Origin of the sequence: Aquirufa novilacunae (assembly GCF_045310505.1) — a bacterium.
GTDB classification, from domain to species: domain Bacteria; phylum Bacteroidota; class Bacteroidia; order Cytophagales; family Spirosomataceae; genus Aquirufa; species Aquirufa novilacunae.
The window spans coordinates 1,014,857-1,035,446 of the sequence record NZ_JBEWZG010000001.1; the positions used below are offsets into that span (position 1 = coordinate 1,014,857).

Genomic DNA, 20,590 nt, shown 5'->3' on the forward strand with positions numbered 1-20,590 from the left:
TTATCAATTACGCAATAAAACACATCTCCACAGTGATTATTTCGTATTTTTGCTTCAGAAAAATCCATGAAAAATAGTCAGCAACAGCTTATTGACCTATTAGAAACCCGCCGTAAAGAGGGTCTACTGAGGCAATTACAGGTGCTGGATGACCGCACGGATTTCTGCTCGAATGACTACCTAGGTTTAGCATCGGATCAAACCTTAGCAGCTACTATCGCTCGGGATTTCGAAGCATTGCCTTTCACCTCGCGTAAAAACGGTTCGACCGGCTCTAGACTTATCTCAGGGCAATCTAACTTAATCGAACAATTCGAGAACGAATGTGCTGCCTTTCACGGTGCTGAGGCCGCTTTACTTTTCAGTTCAGGCTACGACGCGAATGTGGGTCTGATATCCTCTCTCCCACAGGAAGGGGACGTGATTTTTTGCGATAAACTATTGCATGCGAGTCTGATTGATGGTTTACGTCTTTCCAAAGCCGAGAGACGCATCTTCAAGCACAATAACCTAGACGATCTAGTACATTTACTCGAACAATACCCGGCAGAAACTCGCAAGTGGATCGTCGTGGAATCGGTTTATTCGATGGACGGCGACATCGCCCCGCTAACAGCATTAGTCGACTTAAAAAATTCTTACGGTGCCGAACTCATCGTTGATGAGGCCCATTCAGGAGGAATTTACGGCCCAGCAGGACAAGGACTCGTGTTCGAATTAGGACTGATGGAAGAGGTTTTTGCGCGCGTCATCACCTTTGGTAAAGCCTGGGGAAATGCGGGAGCGGTGGTTCTTGGGTCTTTGGCCCTCAAAGAATACCTCGTCAACTTCGCAAGACCCTTCATCTACTCCACAGCACCTGCTCCAGCACATGTATCAGCCCTATTAAGCACCTTGCGCTATTTGCCATCCCAAAATGAAGCCCGCAAAAAGCTGCAAGAGAACATCGCTTTTTTCCGAGAAAACGCGAAATCCGAGGCCTGGGGAGATAGCAAAACGGCCATACAAACCTTCTTCGTCACTGGTAACGAAGCGGTTCGAGCGAAGGCAGCAAAAGCCCACGAATTCGCGATCAAACCCATCGTTTCACCCACAGTACCGAAAGGAAAAGAACGCATACGCATCACACTGAGCGCAAACCACACAAAAGAACAAATACAATCACTAATAAAAACACTTGAATGAAACAGTTTATCATCGCCGGCATAGGCACAGAAATTGGGAAAACCGTGGCATCTGCCATTTTAACAGCCGGTCTTAAAGCGGACTATTGGAAACCCGTACAATCGGGAGATATAGAAACTGGGGATGCCTATTGGATTCGCAAATGGGTCCCAACTGCCATCATTCATCCCTCAACTTATGCTTTAACACAACCTTTGTCTCCTCATTCAGCGGCTGAAATTGATGGAATTACGATTGAGTTAGAAAAGTTTAAAATACCAACCGACCAAACCTTAATCATCGAATTAGCAGGCGGAATCATGGTTCCTTTGAATGACCACGAAACTAATTTAGATCTCATCAAAAAACTGGATATTCCGGTCATTTTAGTCAGCAAGAATTACTTAGGCAGCATTAATCACACGATATTGAGCTATGAAATCCTGAAACAACAAGGGGTTGAGATGGCTGGAATCGTGTTCAATGGCCCCGAAAATCCATCCGGTGAGAAATTTATTTTAAACCATACGGGCTTGCCTTTGGTTTTACGAGTGAATACAGAAAATGAACTAAATGAAGCGGTCATTGCTTCGTATGCAGATAAAATCCATGTCTAATCAGAATTTAGCTTCTCGGGATGCGGCGGTAATTTGGCACCCCTTTACGCAACATCAAATCGAACCTATTTCGATTCCAATTGCGAGCGGAAAAGGAGCGCATTTATTTGATACAGACGGAAAAAAATACATCGATGCGATTTCCTCCTGGTGGGTAAATACGCATGGGCATGGGCATCCGTATTTAGCGGAAAAAATTTACGAACAGGCCCTCCAGCTCGAACAAGTCATCTTTGCTGGCTTTACCCATGAGCCGGCGGTACAATTATCGGAACGATTATTAGCGCATTTACCAGCAAATTTCGAACGCGTGTTCTTCTCCGATAATGGCTCCACAGCCGTAGAAGTGGCCATCAAAATGGCGCTTCAGTTTTACCATAACCAGGAAAATACGAAACGCAGAAAAATACTCGCTTTTCAAGATGCCTACCATGGAGATACCTTTGGGGCGATGAGTTTAGGGGCTCCTAGTTCCTTCAATGCGCCTTTTCAAGATATGCTTTTCGAGGTGGAATTCTTGCCAAGTCCACAGGACGCGAAAGCTTGTATCGCTGCCATGTCAGCGGCTGACGAAAGTTATGCTGCCTTCATCTTCGAGCCCTTAATTCAAGGAGCCGGTGGAATGAAGATGTACGAGGCATCGACTTTAGATACCTTGATTCAGATAGCGCGCGAAAAGGGTATTCTATGTATCGCTGATGAGATCATGACGGGTTTTGGACGGACAGGTAAGTGGTTCGCGATGGATTATTTAGCTCAGAAACCGGACATCGTTTGTTTCTCCAAAGGCCTAACCGGCGGCATGATGGCCATGGGTTTAACGCTTTGCAGCGAACAAATTTTCCAATCCTTCCTTTCGGATGACCGTCGTAAAATGATGTTCCATTCTCACTCGTTTACCGCAAATCCACTGGCTTGCGCAGCAGCTAATGCGAGTTTAGATTTAATGGAAAAGGAGGAAACGTGGGAGTCGATTGCTCGCGTGGAAACTAGACACCGCGAGTTTGCGGCGAAACTGGCTGACCATTCTGTCTTGAAAAATGTGCGTATTCACGGCACGATTTTAGCCATGGAAGTGGAGACGGGAGAAGCCGATGGATATTTACATTCAATTCGGGATGACATCTATCAATACTTCTTGAAGGAGGGTATTTTGATGCGACCTTTGGGAAATACGATCTATATCCTCGCCCCTTATTGTATCGAGGACGAGGATCTAGCGTATATTTATGGAAAAATTACGGCTTTTGCGCAGGGACTAATTTAGTCGACTGCCAAGAGACCATTTGCCAGCGCTTATCTGCGTAGACAAATACATCTGTGAAACGTAAACGTAAAGTAGTTTGACCACCATCCGCTGCTTGTTGCAAGATGTTCAAGATTCCGGTATTAATGCCTGTTTTACCATACACCCGGTGTTGTATTTCTTCTGGAGTAATAGCCAAATAACTCGATTTCCCAGACGCAATCGACGCGATGTAGGTTTCTTTATTATCCTGAGCTCCACTTGAATGGAAATAGACTAAATCCTTGTGAAGTACGGCCTGCAAACCTGGCAAATCTTTTGCAACCATCACCTTAAAACGGTTTAATTCCGCTTCTTTCAAGGATTCTTCGTTTTGAGCGAAGCCGGCAAAGGAGGCTAATAGACAGCCTAAAATCAATAATTTTTTCATAGTTTATTTTTCTTTAAAACGCTTTAGCACCGTTTATTTACTCAAAATTAAATCAGCCGCCTTCTCCGCAATCATCACCACAGCCGCATTCGTATTCCCCGAAATGACATCAGGCATAATAGAGGCATCTACCACGCGCAATCCTTGCAAACCATTCACGCGCAAAGTTTTTGGATCACAAACCGCCTCCGCATCTGTTCCCATCTTGCAAGTTCCCACCGGATGGTATACACATTCGGTGGCCTGCTCCATGTGCTGCTGAATGACATCCTCTGTCCATTCACCTGCCGGATAATTCAATTCAGACCCATTTCTAAGTCCATCAAAAGCAGACGACAAGACAATATCACGTGCAATTCGCATACCTCGTTTTAGCGTCTCTCGATCCTCCGCAGCTGACAAATAGCGGGGATCGATCACCGGTGCCTCATCAAAACGAGACGATCGAAGACTCACTGTCCCCCTGCTCTTAGGTTTTAATAAAGTAGGTAATATCGTAAATCCATCATGCAAAGGCATCTTTCCGTAATCGTACATATCGTAAGCCCAGGCAGATGAGAAGTGAAATTGTAAATCCGGCACCTCGGTTTGATTCACTGAATCGTAAAAAGCTGCTGCTTCCAATGGGCTCGAAGCTAAGGGGCCTTTCTTGTGCAAGGTATAATCTATGTAGTTTTTTACACCCAAAGCCACATTATAGGACTGTCCCTTCGTGCTGGCTTGCGAATTCATATTTACGAAGACATGATCAGATAAATTCTTGCCCACCCCTTTCAGGTCCAAACGCGAATCAATTCCATGCTCACGTAGTTCCGCGGCATCGCCAATTCCAGACAATTGTAGAATTTGTGGGCTTTGGAAAGCACCAGCAGAAAGAATCACCTCAGATGCTTCGAATTCAATGGCCTTTTTTGACCCTAGTTTATAGCCTTTTAAACCGGTGACTTTCTCGCCTTCCATGACTAAAGAAGCCACCTGAAAGGAGGTTTGAATATGTAAATTTTTGCGAGAAAGAGCCGGCTGAATGAAGGCCTTTGCGCCTGAAGCACGCTCACCATCCTGGATATTGAATTGGAATAAACCTGCACCCACTTGTTTGGCCCCATTAAAATCCGGATTCGCTGGGATTCCCACCGTTCCACAACCCTGAATGAAGGCATCGCCAAAAATCGTCAAATGCCGATTCTTCGCCACTCGATGTAGACCACTAGTCCCATGGTATTCGTTCTGAAAATCTTCGTTATCCTCCGACTTCTTGAAATAAGGCAACACGTCTTGATACGACCAACCTTCACATCCCCAAGCTGCCCATTGATCATAGTCTGCTTTGTTCCCGCGAATATAGGCCATGCAATTTATCGCAGAGCTACCTCCTACCGTTTTACCCCGAGGCTGATAAAGCCGACGCCCCCCTAAAAAGGGCTGAGGTTCCGTATAAAAATTCCAGTTCAGATAGGTATGATTTAACAAAGCATAGGCCGAAGGCATGGAAATGCGGGGATCTCTGAAATCTCCTCCCGCCTCAATTAACAGCACTTGATTCAAAGGATTCTCCGATAAACGATGCGCTAAAACGCAGCCCGCCGTACCGGCGCCCACAATGATGTAATCAAATTTCATAGTCAGGTAACAAATATCTCTTTGAATATCCCTATTTTTGGGCAATAAATAACAATTCGTGAGCGATTTTTATGCGTACCTCTTACTCGGTCTTGAGCACATTTTAAACTGGGCTGCTCTTGATCACTTGCTATTTATTTTAGCGTTAACCTGCGTTTACACGCTGATGGACTATAAAAAAGTGCTTTGGCAAGTAACTGCCTTTACGGTAGGGCACTCGATTACGTTAGCTTTAGCTACCCTTAAATTAGTGGAAGTTAATACAACTTGGGTAGAATTTTTAATCCCTTGCACCATTCTTTTTTCAGCCATTTTCAACTTAGTAAAAACCAAAAAACGGTACCGATACTGGTTAGTGGCGGTTTTTGGATTAATCCACGGTTTGGGATTTTCGAATTATTTGCAAAGTTTATTGGGTGCAGAAAGCTCGTTATTTACCCCACTTTTAGCCTTCAACATCGGATTAGAAATAGGCCAAATCGCCGTCGTTTCAATCATACTCGCCTCTTCCTTAGTCACCATGCATGTTTTCCATTGGAAGCAAAAACCCTACATCAAAGTAGTAACAGGCATCACCATCGGCTTAGTATTACCGATGATCATCGAACGCTGGCCACTGTAGTAGCCTGTTTTCATCGAACATAAAAAAAGCCCCGATTTTCATCGAGGCCTTTTCCTGAAATGCTATTTTGACTAAAAGTCTTCATCTAATGAGAAGGACATAGAATCTTTGTCAGACATCACACCTGATTTTTGGTATTCTGCCACACGCTTCTCGAAGAAGTTGGTCTTTCCTTGTAAAGAAATCATCTCCATGAAGTCGAATGGATTCGTCGCATTGTAGTGTTTCTGGCAACCTAAAGAAACCAATAAACGATCCGCTACGAAATCAATGTATTGACACATCATCTCCGCATTCATACCAATTAAGGAAACTGGTAAAGCCACCGTTACGAATTCTTTTTCAATTTCTACTGCATCTAAGATGATTTCATAGATACGCTCTTGAGATAATTTATTTTTAATGTGATCTGCGTACAATAAACAAGCAAAATCACAGTGTAAACCTTCGTCACGCGAGATTAATTCGTTCGAGAACGAAAGACCCGGCATTAAACCACGTTTCTTTAACCAGAAGATCGAGCAGAAAGAACCTGAGAAGAAAATACCCTCCACCGCAGCAAAAGAGATTAATCGCTCCACAAAATTATCTGACTCAATCCACTTCAATGCCCAATCCGCTTTCTTCTTTACACAATCGATTGTTTCGATGGCGCGTAAAAGATGGTCTTTTTCTTTCGGGTCATTGATGTAGGTATCAATTAAAAGCGAGTAAGTTTCTGAGTGGATGTTTTCCATCATGATTTGGAAACCATAGAAACATTTCGCCTCTGCGTATTGAACCTCTTTCAAGAAGTTATTCGCTAAATTTTCATTTACGATACCGTCCGAAGCAGCGAAGAAAGCAAGTACGTGAGAAACGAAATGACGTTCACCGTCATTCATCTTCTTCCAGTCAGCTACATCTTGAGATAAATCGATCTCTTCTGCTGTCCAGAAAGACGCTTCCGCCTTCTTATAAAATTGCCAAATATCATCGTGCTTAATCGGGAAAAGCACAAAACGGTTGGGATCCTCAACCAATAAAGGTTCTACTGCTATCGTTGACATAAAAAATTAAATTGAACTCGAAATTAAGAAATTCTACCTGATATACAAGACTCGAAAAGGGGTAAAATTGTTTTAAATTTTAAAAGAAAAATCCGCCTACTTGAACAACGATCGCTGAGCCATAGGGAGAGCGTCCGGACGTGTAATTTAGGTCGTACATGACCTGAAAATTGATCCCTATTTTAGAACCGATTCCAAGACCGACAAGGACGGGATTCGAATAATTAATTCCCGTATTATCTGACAGATTCGTATAGTTTTCGATTTGGCCTGTCAAGTAAGCCTGACCTATTAATTGACTTAGTGAGGGAACTTGCTGGCGAATGAAGATTTTTTGGCCTAATAAATTGCTCGAATAGGTCCCCAGCGAGCCATAATTCGCTGAATAATATTGATAGGTTAAACCCAAGCCTACGATCGAGTTATTCGTTAATGAATATCCCACCATAGGTGAAACCCCAATACTGGTCGGATTACCAAAACTTAAGCCACTAATACCTCCACCAAAATTCAATCGTTGACGGAAAGGCAATTCTCTTACATCTTTTTCAACATCTAAATCCCCTTCTGCGCCCTCCTCTTTAATCACCACGGGTTCTTGCGCAAAAACCTCAGAAACTCCTGCAAATGTGAGGAGCGAAAAGAATAAAAGTAGTTTTTTCATTTGGCTTAAATTGATTACCAAAATTAAAGGATATTTTTGTAAAATGAATACGCCTCAGTCCAAGCATAACATTGAAAATTGTGATCCAAAAACGCACATCATTATCAAAGGTGCGCGCGTACACAATTTAAAAGGCGTGGACGTCGCGATTCCTCGAAATCAACTCGTTGTTATTACGGGTTTATCCGGATCTGGTAAGTCATCCTTAGCGTTTGATACCTTATTCGCAGAGGGCCAAAGAATGTACGTCGAAAGCCTTAACAGCTACGCCCGTCAGTTCTTAGGCCGCATGGAAAAGCCAGCCGTTGATTACATCAAAGGTGTTTCTCCAGCCATCGCCATCGAACAAAAGGTCAATACGAAAAACCCGCGTTCCACGGTCGGTACCACCACAGAGATTTACGATTATCTGAAGCTGTTATTTGCCCGCATCGGCCGCACCTTTTCCCCTATTTCAGGACTAGAGGTTCGTAAAGATTCGGTCTCCCATATTGTCGATTTTATCGCGAATGCCGATGGCAAAAAAGTACTCATTCTAGCACCCCTGGTTCACCACGTGGAGCGCAGCCTGGAAAACGAGTGTCAATTACTTATTCAAAAGGGCTATTCTCGTTTAAAATTCCAAGAGGAAATTATTTCACTTGAGGACCTGGTAGAAGACAAAGCTCAGCTCGAAAAACTGGCTAAAAAGCCAGCCGAAATTGCGATTTTAATCGACCGATTGGTCTCTAAAAAAGAGGACGAAGAAACTCAATTCCGCGTAGGCGATTCCGTTCAAACAGCCTATTTCGAAGGAGAAGGCGTTTGTTGGATTGAAATAGAAGGCAGAAAGCGGGACATATTCTCGAATAAATTCGAATTGGATGGGATTGTTTTTGAGGAGCCTAGCCTGAATTTATTCTCCTTTAATAATCCCTATGGCGCTTGTCGAAATTGCGAGGGCTACGGTAAAGTATTAGGCTTAGATCCAGATTTAGTATTCCCAGACCATGATTTATCCGTTTATGAAGGCGCGATTGCTCCTTGGAGAAGTGAACGGATGAGCGAATGGCTGAGCCCCTTGTTACGCAATGGGATTCAATTTGACTTCCCGATTCACCGTCCTTACAAGGATCTGACAGCGGCTGAGAAAAAACTCTTGTGGACGGGGAATAAGTATTTTGCAGGACTTACTCAATTCTTCGATCACCTCGAAAAAGAAACCTATAAGATTCAATACCGAGTTCTTTTATCCCGCTACCGGGGCAAAACGAATTGCCCAGAATGCCAAGGATCGCGTTTGCGGATGGATGCGGGCTATGTGAAAATTGAGGGGACCTCACTTGTCGATTTGGTGCTTTGGCCTTTATCGAAAACAAAAGCCTTCTTTGAAAACCTTCAGTTAAACGAACACGATCAGCAGGTTTCGAAACGAATTCTGATTGAAATCAATAACCGTTTAGAATATATGGATCGGGTGGGTTTAGGGTATTTAACCTTGAATCGATTAAGCTCCACCCTTTCTGGCGGCGAATTCCAACGCATTAAATTAGCGACCTCACTAGGCAGTGCGTTAGTGGGTTCGATGTATATATTAGATGAGCCGAGCATCGGATTACACCCGCGTGATACGGAACGATTGATTTCTGTTTTAGAAATGTTGAAAAACATGGGAAACACGGTCATCGTCGTGGAGCACGAGGAAGAAGTGATGAGAGCGGCTGATCAAATTATTGATATTGGACCGGAGGCTGGACGCCATGGAGGGAACTTAATTTTCCAGGGCAACTTAACTGAGGCTTTAGCAGACAAAAAAACGGATAGCCATACTTTGCGCTTTTTATCCGGACAAGATCGCATCGAGGTACCTTATTTCCGTCGCAAGCCTTTAGCTCAGATTGAGATTACGGGTGCTACGGAAAACAACTTGAAAAATGTCGATGTAGCGATTCCTTTGGGAATTATGACGGTGGTGACAGGTGTCAGTGGATCTGGAAAATCAACCTTAATTCGGAAAATTCTATATCCGGCGATGCTGCGCTTATTGCAGCAAGGCACGGAAGAAACGGGCAAGTTCCGCGAAATAAAAGGAAGCACGAATAAAATTGCGAGCATCGAAATGGTCGATCAACAACCAATCGGTAAATCGTCTCGCTCGAATCCGGTTACGTATATCAAGGCATACGATGCCATCAGAGCCCTTTATTCTGAGCTGCCAGTGGCCAAAACGCGTGGCTACAAACCCGCCCACTTCTCTTTTAATGTGGAAGGCGGACGCTGCGAGGTATGCCAAGGCGAGGGAGAAATCACCATTGAAATGCAATTCATGGCGGACATTAAGTTGCCTTGCGAATCCTGTGGCGGTTCTCGCTTCAAACAGGAGATTCTTGATGTGAAGTTTCAAGACAAAAACATCTCCGAGATTTTGGATTTAACCGTCGAAGAGGCTGTGGAATTCTTCCGCGAAAAACATCCTCGGATAGCCGATAAAATTGACCCTCTGTTCCAAGTCGGTCTAGGATATATCAAATTAGGACAATCCTCGAATTCCCTTTCGGGTGGAGAAGCACAAAGGGTAAAACTGGCCAGCTTCCTAGGAAAAGGAAATCCGAACAAAGGCAAGACCTTGTTTATTTTTGACGAACCTACCACCGGATTGCATTTTCACGACATCAAAAAGCTCTTGAAAGCGATGAATGATTTAGTGGAACAAGGCGATTCTGTTGTGATTATTGAGCACAATATGGAGGTCATCAAATGTGCAGATCACATTATAGATTTAGGGCCTGAAGGCGGAGAGAATGGAGGATCTATTTGTTTCACTGGCACCCCAGAAGAGATGAAAGGCCTAAAAAATAACCCTACGGCACATTATTTAAGCCAAAAACTCTAATTTTGTTTATGTCTTCCTTCGCTAACATCAGCCAACTCACCGAAAGAATCCAGTCGATCACGGCCGGACTTCAGCTCGTGATTCCGGAATTGATTATTGCGGGAACGATTTTATTTAGCCTGGTAGTGGAGCTTTTCTTACACACTAAAACGGAGAAATTTACCACCTCCTGGCGCTATTTTACGGTTCAAATCCCCCTTTTACTCGCCGTATCACTTAGTTTTCAGCGATCAGAATTAGCCCTCACAGGTTCCTTTGCCTCAGGCTTATTCGACGTGAACGTAGGTTCGAATGCCCTCAATACCTTGATTTTAAGCATTGGATTTTTGCTCATTTTAATGAACCAAATCCACAAAAAGCCCCTCTCTTTTGAGGAATTAATCGGCTTTCTGTCGATTTTATTGGGTGCGCTTTTCGTTCCCCTGAGTGTGTCAGCCTTGAGTTTATTTTTATCCATTGAATTTATGTCGATGGGTACTTATGTACTGGTTAGCCTTCGGAAAGAGGCCGCTCGCGCGAGTTTGCCCTATGTTTTATTCGGCTTAGGATCGTCTGCGCTCTTTATCTATGGCATTTCGCTATTGTACGGTTTAACAGGAACCTTGGATTTAATGAGTGTCGATTTTTCCCGCGGAATTTCCGTGGCAGATCCTTATTTGCGCGGCCTAGCTTTAGGACTTTTTGCGGTGGGATTATTGTTCAAAATGTCGTGGGCGCCCTTCCATCCCTGGAATCCAGATGTGATGGAGAATTTACCTGCTTCATGGATGACCTGGATTTCGACCGCACCTAAACTCGCGATTGCTTTTGTTGGTATCCGCATCCTTCCTGTCTTGCCTGTTTCCTATGCGAATGAATTAGCCGTTTTAGGTATTCTGACGCTTTTGGTTGGAAATTTAGGGGCTTTAGGCCAAAACAAAACCAAACGCCTACTCGCCTATTCCAGCATTGCACATGGCGGCTTTATGGCGATGGCTTGGTTCTTTCAACCCCTGCAAGCGCTGGACGCTGTCCTTTTTTATGGTTTCTTGTACAGCATTGCTAGTTTACTTGTTTTCTATTTGATTGATGAATCAGGGGCAGAGGAAATCTCTTCATTCACTGGTCTAGGATCTGCAAAACCCTTGCCCTCTTTTTTCCTCATGTCCGGCTTGATTGCCCTAGTGGGATTACCCCCTGCAGGAACGTTTATCGCGAAGCTAACTTATTTCAGTTTGCTCTGGTCAAACTATGAAATTAACCCCGCCATCGGGATCCTGATTTTGCTTTTCGTGGCCATTTTTACAACGGCCGTTTCTTTGGTCTATTATTTGAAGATTCCTTTTCAATTGTATTTCAAAAAAGCGTCGGAAAAATCGTCGATTTGGGTGGAATTAAGTCGCTGGCAAATCTACTCATACGGTATTTTGACTGCGATTTTGGGGCTATCTATCTTATTCCCAGAGGCTGTGTTAAATCTTTGGAAATAAGCCGTTAAAAAATTAAAAAAAATCAGCTTATTGGTCATTTATTTTGGCTAATTTTGGACTTGATTTTCAAAATAGCCCCACGTTTCCATGTCTGATTCTATTAAGCACGAATGCGGTATTGCCCTCATCCGCCTACGAAAGCCTTTTCAGCACTACCTAGACAAATATAAAACACCTACTTACGGACTGAGCAAACTTTATCTGATGATGGAGAAGCAAGTCAACAGAGGACAAGATGGAGCCGGGGTGGCGAATATCAAAATCAACGTAAAACCAGGGCACCGTTACATTTCCAGATACCGTTCGGTAGAGCCACAAGCAGTGGCAGATATTTTTGGAAAAATCAATAAGAAATTCAGTAAAGCGCAGAAACTAGCCAAACAAGTCACGAAAGAAACAGGCATCGACGCCGTACATGATGCGGAATGGTGGCAAGAAAACGTGGCATTCACAGGGGAGGTTTTGTTAGGTCACTTGCGTTATGGAACCCACGGTCAAAACGAGATCGAAAACTGCCACCCAATGTTGCGTCAAAACAACTGGAGAAGCCGTAACCTCGTCATGGCTGGTAATTTCAACATGACGAATGTGGACGATTTGTTTAACAAATTAGTTTCACTGGGTCAGCACCCAAAAGAAAAAGTGGATACCGTCACCGTGATGGAAAAGATCGGTCACTTTTTAGATGAAGAAAATCAACGCCAGTTTGGCAAATACAAAGACCAATACGAAAATCCGGAATTATCTGATATCATTGCCCAAGAAATCGACCTAAAACGTGTTTTAGAGCGTTCTTGTAAAGATTTCGATGGTGGTTATGCGATGGTCGGAATGACCGGTTATGGAGCGTCTTTCGTGGCGCGTGACCCTGCTGGAATTCGCCCTGCTTTCTATTATGTAGATGAGGAAGTCGCTGTAGTCGCTTCCGAAAAGCAAGCGATCAAAACGTCCTTCAATTGCGCTTACGATCAAATCAAAGAAATCACTCCGGGCCATGCCCTGATTATCGATATCCAAGGGGAAGTGAAAGAAGTACCTTTCATCGATCGCTTAGAGCAGAAATCGTGTTCTTTCGAACGCATCTACTTCTCTCGTGGATCCGATCCAGATATCTACCACGAACGTAAAAAATTAGGTCAATTATTGATCCCTCAAATTTTAGCAGAGGTACATCACGACTTAAAAAATACCGTATTCTCCTATATTCCTAATACCGCTGAAACGGCCTTCCTGGGGATGATCGACGGTTTAGAAGATCATTTAGCGAAGGAACGCAAGAAAGCCATCATGGAAGGCATTCTTTTCGAAAAAGAATTAGAAGAACTATTAACCTTCCGTCCACGCGTCGAGAAACTGATCTCGAAAGATGTGAAAGTGCGTACGTTCATCACTTCGGATGATCAGCGCGATGATATGGTCGCTCACGTGTATGATACCACTTACGAGGTGATCAATAAGGAAGTGGATTCAGTCGTGATTATTGATGACTCCATCGTTCGCGGCACGACCTTAGAGAAAAGTATCCTGAAGTTATTGGATAAATTATCTCCAAAGAAAATCGTCATCGTTTCCTCCGCTCCACAAATTCGCTACCCAGATTGCTATGGTATCGATATGTCTAAAATGAAGGAATTCGTCGCTTTCCGTGCGGCCTTAGCCCTATTGAAAGAACGTGGTCTGGAACATATCTTGGATGAAGTCAACTTACGTTGCTTAAACGCCTTAGAAAATGGAACTGCCGCAGAAGAAAACTTTGTGAAAGCCATTTACGCGCCGTTTACAGACGAAGAAATCTCGGATAAAATCGCAGAAATCGTCCGTCCTAAAGGATTAAAAGCAGAACTTTCAATTGTTTACCAAACAGTAGCCAACTTAAATGTCGCTTGCCCAGATCATTTAGGCGATTGGTATTTCACTGGTAATTTCCCTACACCGGGAGGAAACCAAGTAGTGAATAAATCATTCGTGAACTTCATGAAAGGCATCGAAGTAAGAGCTTACTAGTAGACTACGACGACCGCACCGCGTTTTTCTTGAATCCCTTTCTCCGGATAATCAATCGCTTGGTAGCGAATGATGTAAGCGTAGGTTTCTTGAGGAACTTTGGCCCCATTATAAGTACCATCCCACGTAAATTCGGGCCCTTTCGAGCTATAAATCTGTTCACCCCAGCGGTTATAAATCTCTAGCGAGATCACCTGAGTTCTGGATTTAGGATAGTTCGCATTCGTCTCATTCCAATTATAGGATGCTTCAAAAACATCATTCAATCCATCTCCATTAGGTGTAAACACGGTAGGCGCGATCAGAATGGCATCACATTTATCGTCAATTTTTACACTATCTTTCAGCTCACAGCCATCATTATCGCGTAAGGTAAACGCGTACAAACCACTGCGATTAATCTGTAAATCCTTCGAATTCCAACCCGTAACGATTCCAGGGTTCGCCTGCCAACTAATTTGAAGATCAGCAGGTGAAGGTTTAATTTGAACTACATACGGCTGTATCGGCTTATCATTACAGATAATCCCATCTTGTTTTTGCACGGCAAGAGGATTCGTCGTAAAATTCACCTGTGTCTCTTTTTTAATGGAACATCCCGAAGCGTCTTCCTTAATCTCCAGCGAATATTTCCCAGAAGGCTTTGGCACTGTGATGAAACGCGTCGATTCTCCCGTGCTCCAGGTATAGGTAAAGGCGGCTACAGGCGGCACCGCACTAGGTCCGATTCGGCCATCTTCTTTACAGATAAAAGTATAGGAAGCAGGTAAAACGAAGGGGTCCAGTAATTCCACATGGTATTCAGACGCATCTAAGAGATAGTTCGTCAGACAAGCATTCGAGATGGCCACCGTCACCACGTAGTCCCCCGCTTGCTTGAAATCATAGGTCATTTCGGTACCCGTATACGAGTAGAGTAAGGTTCCAGCCGGATTTAAGGGTACTAAAACGCCATCCGCATTGCGATTAGGATCCAAAGTACTGCGGTAAATTTTCCAATCCAAACGATCATTTTTGATGGGGTCACACAAATCCTGACTCACTTTAAAATGATAGGTCGTTCCATCGCAACTTTGCTGAATACTCGGAGTGGAAGACGGTTTAGGCGTTAATACAATCGATAAAGGCAAGCCTAATCCACTCGTTGATCCAGCCGCTAAATTCAATCCATTTCGCACAAAAGAAGCGCGAACCGTCCGTGTCGAATCCTGTAATGAGATATCCGGATTGACAATTTTCCCTAAGCTACTACTTCCATCGAAGGCTACATAAATGATAGCCCCACTTGCTGGATCCCCCTGTAGCGCTCCTATTTTACCTGGACCGGACCACAACAAACTTTTAGATTTTTGCATCAACGTGGAATCTTTCGAAGCGATTGAATATTGCCAAATCTGAGAGTTTGGAATTCCCTGCATCGACACATAGATCATTTTCCCATCAGCGGAAAACTCCACACCATAGGGACTATTCGCTAAAGGAATTCGGTACCGGTAGGTCGATTTACCTGTCGCCACATCAAAATCATACATATCTACCTGATTGGATGGAGGTGCAGAATAGGCAATGGCTAACACTTTCCCATCCCGAGAGAAATGGGTAGACGCCGTATTGCCTGTCGCAGGACTCTGCGCATTTGCCTCTATCGGTGCCGAAATACCCGCTTTCGAGACCTTGAACGTGCGTAATAGGGTGGAATTGACATCCTGGGTTTGCAACCAATAATAATCACCTCCACCGACAGCAACGCCAAAACGCTCTGCAGATGGAGCTGGACTCAAGAATTGATTTTTGATTGTAACTCCCCCCAGTCCTCCATTCAATTTTCGGTCGTAAATACTGTAGTAAATTTGATTTTCACCCGCAGCATTACGTTGAAAAGTGAAGATATAATACTCCGCTTGACAACCTTTGCAAGTGGTTTTAGGGAGAATCGCGACCCCTTGGATAGTTGTGGAATCTCCATTTAATCCCGTTGCAACGAGTGAATTATCCTTCGCAAAAACACGGGAACCATTTGTATAGAAAATTAAATCGTTGTTCTCGTCTGTCATTTTAGCGACACCTGCTGGCGTTCGCATGGGCCCTCTTCCCACGCCAGGAGTGGAAGATCCACCGGTAAATCGCAAAGAAACATTTTGGCCAAAATCCCATCCATCCTCTCCCCCCGCCTTCGGCTTTTCCCCACAAATCTTCACCTCCATCTTCGCCTCAGCCGCACATCCAGAACCTAAATCCGTCACCACTACGGAATAACAACCCGATTCAGAAACCCGAATCGTATCCGTAGTTTGTCCCTTCGGAAACCAAGAAACGCCGACTGGAAAACCAGGCTTTGCGACCGTATTAAAAGCATTCAAGACCACTGGATCTCCTTTACAGATCATCAAGGTCGTATCATTCGCATCTTTTCCGAGTATAAAATCAGGCAAAGCGCCGATTTTTACGTCCTGAGGTCCATATACAGTAGTTATTCCCGCTTCGGTCACGCGCAAACTTACTTTTTTAGTACCTGGCGTACAATACTGATAAACGCCGGTACGCTGCGTTGAACTTGCTCCACCCTCCCCAAAATCCCACAAATAAGTCGCTGTAGCCGGATACACATCCCGAATCTCAAAAACCGTTCCCGCCGGCGCATCCGTACAATTATTGCATTGATTGATACAATTGTTTCTCACCTCGATCGTTCTGGGAACTTGAGCGATCGCCGACAGGGAAACAAAAAGAAATAACAAGATCCGGTACATGGTATTGGAATTACCCACAAAATAAGTCAATAAATTGGTTATTGCGTTGCATGAATGTAAATTGCTGAGCTATGTGGACTCGTTTATCCATTTTTTTCTGTTTCCTTTTTTCACTGAGCGCTCTCAAGCTCTCAGCGCAAGATCCACAATTATCCCAAAACCTAGCTAACCCCCTACTCAATTCCCCTGCCTTCGCTGGTTTACAAGATCAAAACAAAGTCTATTTAACCCACCGCAACCAATGGCCGAATCAATCCGCTAATTACCAATATTCGGCAGCGGCACTAGAGGTCAGTCTAGGGAAAATAAATAGCGGCTTAGGGCTTTTAATTTCATCAGACAAACAATTTTCGAGCCTTCAAACAACATCATTAGCCCTTCAATATGCCTACCATGCGAATTTGAACGAGACTGCCCTCTTATCGATGGGTTTGCAAGGTAGCCTTATATTTCGGAGCCTTGATTATAGTCGATTAACCTACGGTGATCAACTCGGTTCCTTTCTTGTTAACGGTACACTTGGATCGACACTTGATCCCACAGCTTCCCTATTTTCGAATAATGTCAATTATGGAGATTTAGGAGCTGGTCTCCTATTAAACCACTCTACTTATTGGCTAGGGGCTTCCGTTCACCATATCAATCGGCCTAACCAATCGCTACTAGAGAACTCAGATGATTTGATTGCCCCTAAATACGCCCTACAAGGGGGATTAAGCCTAGCGATTTCAGAAGGAAAAAGTATTAAACCTGTAATTTACCTTAAAAACCAAGGAAACTTCGCGCAGGTGGACCTCGGAACTTATGTGCAATTAGAACCCCTGGTGCTTGGTTTTTGGTTTAGAGGACTACCCCTTAACAAAACAACTGCTGACTCTTTTTCTAGCCGAGAATCATTGATCGGGTTGATCGGAATTCAGAATAATCGCTATTCTTTCGGCTATTCCTACGATTTCACGGTATCGGGACTCGGCGTAGGTTCCGGAGGTGCCCATGAACTGAGTTTCTCTTATGTTTTAAACTGGGATTTTGGCCAAAGAAAATCCTATCAACGCTACCGCCAGAGTTTTGCTTGTCCGAAATTTTAGTCGCTAGGCACTAGTCGCTAGTCGATAGTCCGAAGGGAATGAGTTTAGATTAGAGAGAATAGAGTAGAGAGTATAGATAAGAGAGTAAAGAATAAAGCACAAAGAATAGAGGTGGAATTCCCTGCGGGAATACATTCAGAAATGATTTTATTGCACTTATAAACGCAAAAAAGGGAGCAAATGCTCCCTTTTTTTAGATTCAGAATAGACTGAAATAAGTTTTCAAATCGTAGAAAATATGACGTAGGCCATTTTCTGATTTGAAAGATTATTTCAGAGTTCTTTTTACTTCTTTCATTTCGTAACACTCCAGCATATCCCCCACTTCGAGGTCGTTGAAGTTTTTCACCGAAAGACCACATTCGTAGCCAAACTTTACTTCTGCTACATCGTCTTTGAAACGCTTCAAGGCAGAGATCTCTCCATCGTGAATTACAACGAAATCACGAATGACACGAATCTTGTGAGCACGCTTCACCGTACCATCTAATACGTAGCAACCTGCTACTGTACCAATTTTGGTAATCTTAAACACGTCACGGATTTCAATATTCGATGTAATTACCTCCTCGAATGAAGGAGCTAATAGACCTTCCATCGCCGCCTTAATTTCATCGATTGCTTGGTAGATGATCGAATAATTACGGATTTCGATTTGTTCTGTATCGGCTAAACGACGAGCGTTTTGAGATGGACGAACTTGGAACGCGATGATAACTGCATCTGAAGTAGACGCTAATGCCACATCGGATTCAGAAACCTGACCCACCCCTTTGTGAATAATACGAACTTGAACTTCTTCCGTAGATAGCTTCATTAAGGAGTCAGAAAGTGCCTCCACAGAACCATCCACGTCACCTTTTACGATTACGTTCAATTCACGGAAAGTTCCGATTGCCTTACGACGACCGATCTCCTCTAAAGTGATGTGCTTACGAGTACGTAAGGTTTGCTCACGCAGGATTTGCTCACGTTTGTTTGCAATCTCACGTGCCTCACGCTCATTTTCTAAGCAAAGTAATTTATCCCCAGCTTGTGGCGCTCCGTTCAGACCTAAAACCTGAACTGGTGTAGATGGACCTGCTTTTTTGATTTTGTTACCGTGGTGGTCAAACATCGCTTTCACACGACCGTAATTATCACCCGCTAACATCATATCCCCTACGTTTAATGTACCCGCTTGAACTAACAAGGTAGTAACATAACCACGTCCTTTATCTAATTCGGCCTCGATAACTGAACCTACGGCTTTCTTGTTCGGATTAGCCGTTAATTCAAGCATTTCAGCTTCTAATAATACTTTTTCTAATAAATCGTCGATACCCTGACCTGACTTAGACGAGATTTCTTGGCACTGGTATTTACCACCCCAATCCTCTACTAACATGTTCATCGTCGCTAATTCCTCACGTACTTTGTCCGCATTCGCACCGTCTTTATCGATCTTAGAGAACGCAAATACGATAGGCACACCAGCCACCATCGAGTGGTTGATCGCTTCTTTTGTTTGAGGCATGACAGAGTCGTCCGCTGCGATAACGATAATAACGATATCGGTTACTTTCGCACCACGAGCACGCATGGCCGTAAAGGCTTCGTGACCTGGTGTATCTAAGAAAGTTACTTTCTTACCTGATTTCGTCTCTACTGAATAAGCACCGATGTGCTGGGTGATACCACCCGCTTCACCTGCGGCTACTTTAGCGCGACGAATATAATCTAGTAAAGAGGTCTTACCGTGATCGACGTGACCCATAATCGTAACGATAGGCGCACGTGGTAATAAATCCTCTGGAGAATCTTCTACTTCTACTTCGACTACATCGATTTCTTCTTCTGCAGATACAAAACTTACTTCAAAGCCAAATTCATCCGCGATCACCGTAATGGCTTCCGCATCCAAACGTTGGTTTATCGAAACGAACATACCTAAGCTCATACAAGCCGAGATTACTTCGTTCACTGAAACGTCCATTAAAGAAGCTAAATCAGATGCAGAAATAAATTCCGTCACCTTCAATACTTTTGCCTCCTCATCTTCCGCCATCATACGAGCTTCTTCTGCTTCCGCACGACCTTTACGCTTCTCCCGACGCTTATCCGCACCGAAACTTTGCTTATTGGTCGCACCTTGCAAACGAGCCATCGTAGCCTTGATTTGCTCTTGGATGTCTTTATCTGACAATTCTCCTTTAGGTGCTGGTTTAGCCCCTGGAGCTGGTTTCTTGTTGAAATCTTTTTTATCACCTGGACGACCACCTGTACCTGGAACGGATGGAGCTGGTTTTTTCTCTTCCTTGATGATACGCTTGCGCTTGTGCTTCGCGTTATTTCCGCGATCACCTGCAGCAGGCAATTCAATCTTACCTAATACGGTTAATCCTTTCAAGGTTTCACCCTTAGCTTCGATCAGTTGTATATCTTCCACAACCTCTTCAGCCGCTGGTGCAGGCTCAACCGGTTTAGGCGCTTCTACCACTGGAGCTGGTTTTTCAGCTACTGGTTCTGGCTTTGGTGCTGGTGCAGCAGGAGCTGGCTCTGGAGCCTTTTCTGCCTTAGGAGCAACTGGATTACCTTTTTTATCCAATTCGATTTTTCCCAAAATCTTCAATCCCACCTGCTTCTCCTCTGCTGGTGCCTCTACTACAGGAGCTGGTGCTTCTGGAGCTTTTGGCGCTTCTGCGACTGGAGCCGGCTTCTCCAACACTGGCTCAGGTGCTGGTGCTGGCGCTGCAGCCACCGGTTCTGGTGCTGGAGCTGGCTTAGGAGCCTCTACAGAGGATTCCAAAATATGGTTCGCACCATATTCCTTCGCTAACAAAGTCAACTGCTCAAAGTTCAGTTTGGCGTTGGGGTTATTGTCAATTTTGTGACCTTTCGCAGAGAGAAACTGAAGGATCGTAGACGTTCCCACGTTTATTTGCTTTGCTACAAGGCTCAACCGCATTGTTTTTTCTTCTGCCATAAAAAATTACAAAAAACTAAATTCTTTTTT

14 protein-coding genes are annotated in these 20,590 nt (G+C 43.9%); 8 read left to right on the forward strand and 6 right to left on the reverse strand.

The annotated features are described in order from the left end of the window. Positions 1-66: 66 nt before the first annotated feature. From V7S74_RS04530 to bioA, 3 genes are read left to right on the forward strand one after another with little or no spacing between them, the layout of a single operon-like run. Positions 67-1,185: an aminotransferase class I/II-fold pyridoxal phosphate-dependent enzyme gene (locus V7S74_RS04530; RefSeq protein WP_406777571.1), complete on the forward strand. Its 1,119-nt coding sequence runs from the start codon at positions 67-69 to the stop codon at positions 1,183-1,185. Beyond that, on the forward strand, positions 1,182-1,781 hold the full coding sequence (gene bioD, locus V7S74_RS04535; protein ID WP_406777572.1) for a dethiobiotin synthase: 600 nt from the start codon (positions 1,182-1,184) through the stop codon (positions 1,779-1,781). The genes V7S74_RS04530 and bioD overlap by 4 nt, the downstream gene beginning before the upstream one ends. Next, entirely contained in the window at positions 1,774-3,048 is a 1,275-nt protein-coding gene (gene bioA / locus V7S74_RS04540) for an adenosylmethionine--8-amino-7-oxononanoate transaminase (RefSeq protein WP_406777573.1), read from the forward strand. Before bioD ends, bioA begins: the two co-directional genes overlap by 8 nt. Here bioA and V7S74_RS04545 read toward each other — a convergent pair. After that, the gene (locus V7S74_RS04545; RefSeq protein ID WP_406777574.1) at positions 3,020-3,457 is read right to left on the reverse strand and encodes a nuclear transport factor 2 family protein; all 438 of its coding nucleotides are present in this window, start codon (positions 3,455-3,457) and stop codon (positions 3,020-3,022) included. The genes bioA and V7S74_RS04545 overlap by 29 nt on opposite strands. Positions 3,458-3,490: 33 nt before the next feature. Next, complete coding sequence (locus tag V7S74_RS04550) at positions 3,491-5,077, reverse strand: GMC family oxidoreductase (RefSeq protein ID WP_406777575.1); 1,587 nt, start codon at positions 5,075-5,077, stop codon at positions 3,491-3,493. A gap of 58 nt (positions 5,078-5,135) precedes the next feature. On the opposite strand from V7S74_RS04550, the gene V7S74_RS04555 reads away from it, so the two are divergent. After that, a complete protein-coding gene (locus V7S74_RS04555; protein WP_406777576.1) occupies positions 5,136-5,699 on the forward strand; it encodes a HupE/UreJ family protein in 564 nt (187 codons plus the stop codon). Between the two features lie 71 nt (positions 5,700-5,770). On the opposite strand, the gene V7S74_RS04560 is transcribed toward V7S74_RS04555, so the two are convergent. Both V7S74_RS04560 and V7S74_RS04565 read right to left on the reverse strand, forming a co-directional pair. Continuing rightward, positions 5,771-6,748, reverse strand: a complete 978-nt coding sequence (locus V7S74_RS04560; RefSeq protein ID WP_406777577.1) for a ribonucleoside-diphosphate reductase small subunit — start codon at positions 6,746-6,748, stop codon at positions 5,771-5,773. A gap of 79 nt (positions 6,749-6,827) precedes the next feature. Continuing rightward, entirely contained in the window at positions 6,828-7,412 is a 585-nt protein-coding gene (locus V7S74_RS04565; protein WP_406777578.1) for a hypothetical protein, read from the reverse strand. Between the two features lie 43 nt (positions 7,413-7,455). Between V7S74_RS04565 and uvrA the strand changes: the two genes are divergently transcribed. The 3 genes from uvrA (at position 7,456) to V7S74_RS04580 (ending at position 13,757) form a co-directional block, all read left to right on the forward strand. Beyond that, the gene (gene uvrA / locus V7S74_RS04570; RefSeq protein WP_406777579.1) at positions 7,456-10,284 is read left to right on the forward strand and encodes an excinuclease ABC subunit UvrA; all 2,829 of its coding nucleotides are present in this window, start codon (positions 7,456-7,458) and stop codon (positions 10,282-10,284) included. Between the two features lie 8 nt (positions 10,285-10,292). Next, complete coding sequence (locus V7S74_RS04575) at positions 10,293-11,753, forward strand: NADH-quinone oxidoreductase subunit N (protein ID WP_406777580.1); 1,461 nt, start codon at positions 10,293-10,295, stop codon at positions 11,751-11,753. An 87-nt stretch (positions 11,754-11,840) separates the two neighbouring features. Then, a complete protein-coding gene (locus V7S74_RS04580; RefSeq protein WP_406777581.1) occupies positions 11,841-13,757 on the forward strand; it encodes an amidophosphoribosyltransferase in 1,917 nt (638 codons plus the stop codon). Here the strand turns inward: V7S74_RS04580 and V7S74_RS04585 are convergent. Then, on the reverse strand, positions 13,754-16,507 hold the full coding sequence (locus V7S74_RS04585) for a T9SS type B sorting domain-containing protein (RefSeq protein ID WP_406777582.1): 2,754 nt from the start codon (positions 16,505-16,507) through the stop codon (positions 13,754-13,756). The two genes, V7S74_RS04580 and V7S74_RS04585, sit on opposite strands and share 4 nt — an antisense overlap. A gap of 71 nt (positions 16,508-16,578) precedes the next feature. On the opposite strand from V7S74_RS04585, the gene V7S74_RS04590 reads away from it, so the two are divergent. Beyond that, positions 16,579-17,595 (forward strand): PorP/SprF family type IX secretion system membrane protein, encoded by a 1,017-nt coding sequence (locus V7S74_RS04590; protein WP_406777583.1) that lies wholly within the window; start codon positions 16,579-16,581, stop codon positions 17,593-17,595. A 268-nt stretch (positions 17,596-17,863) separates the two neighbouring features. Here the strand turns inward: V7S74_RS04590 and infB are convergent, their stop codons facing one another. Continuing rightward, positions 17,864-20,560, reverse strand: coding sequence for a translation initiation factor IF-2 (infB, locus tag V7S74_RS04595; RefSeq protein ID WP_406777584.1), 2,697 nt, complete (start codon positions 20,558-20,560; stop codon positions 17,864-17,866). Positions 20,561-20,590: the final 30 nt, after the last annotated feature.

What these genes read in the sequence shown, in the direction of transcription:
- V7S74_RS04530 (WP_406777571.1), top strand. Translation starts at nt 67, where the DNA reads ATGAAAAATAGTCAGCAACAGCTTATTGACCTATTAGAAACCCGCCGT.
- bioD (WP_406777572.1), top strand. Translation starts at nt 1,182, where the DNA reads ATGAAACAGTTTATCATCGCCGGCATAGGCACAGAAATTGGGAAAACC.
- bioA (WP_406777573.1), top strand. Translation starts at nt 1,774, where the DNA reads ATGTCTAATCAGAATTTAGCTTCTCGGGATGCGGCGGTAATTTGGCAC.
- V7S74_RS04545 (WP_406777574.1), bottom strand. Translation starts at nt 3,457, where the DNA reads ATGAAAAAATTATTGATTTTAGGCTGTCTATTAGCCTCCTTTGCCGGC.
- V7S74_RS04550 (WP_406777575.1), bottom strand. Translation starts at nt 5,077, where the DNA reads ATGAAATTTGATTACATCATTGTGGGCGCCGGTACGGCGGGCTGCGTT.
- V7S74_RS04560 (WP_406777577.1), bottom strand. Translation starts at nt 6,748, where the DNA reads ATGTCAACGATAGCAGTAGAACCTTTATTGGTTGAGGATCCCAACCGT.
- V7S74_RS04565 (WP_406777578.1), bottom strand. Translation starts at nt 7,412, where the DNA reads ATGAAAAAACTACTTTTATTCTTTTCGCTCCTCACATTTGCAGGAGTT.
- uvrA (WP_406777579.1), top strand. Translation starts at nt 7,456, where the DNA reads ATGAATACGCCTCAGTCCAAGCATAACATTGAAAATTGTGATCCAAAA.
- V7S74_RS04575 (WP_406777580.1), top strand. Translation starts at nt 10,293, where the DNA reads ATGTCTTCCTTCGCTAACATCAGCCAACTCACCGAAAGAATCCAGTCG.
- V7S74_RS04580 (WP_406777581.1), top strand. Translation starts at nt 11,841, where the DNA reads ATGTCTGATTCTATTAAGCACGAATGCGGTATTGCCCTCATCCGCCTA.
- V7S74_RS04585 (WP_406777582.1), bottom strand. Translation starts at nt 16,507, where the DNA reads ATGTACCGGATCTTGTTATTTCTTTTTGTTTCCCTGTCGGCGATCGCT.
- V7S74_RS04590 (WP_406777583.1), top strand. Translation starts at nt 16,579, where the DNA reads ATGTGGACTCGTTTATCCATTTTTTTCTGTTTCCTTTTTTCACTGAGC.
- infB (WP_406777584.1), bottom strand. Translation starts at nt 20,560, where the DNA reads ATGGCAGAAGAAAAAACAATGCGGTTGAGCCTTGTAGCAAAGCAAATA.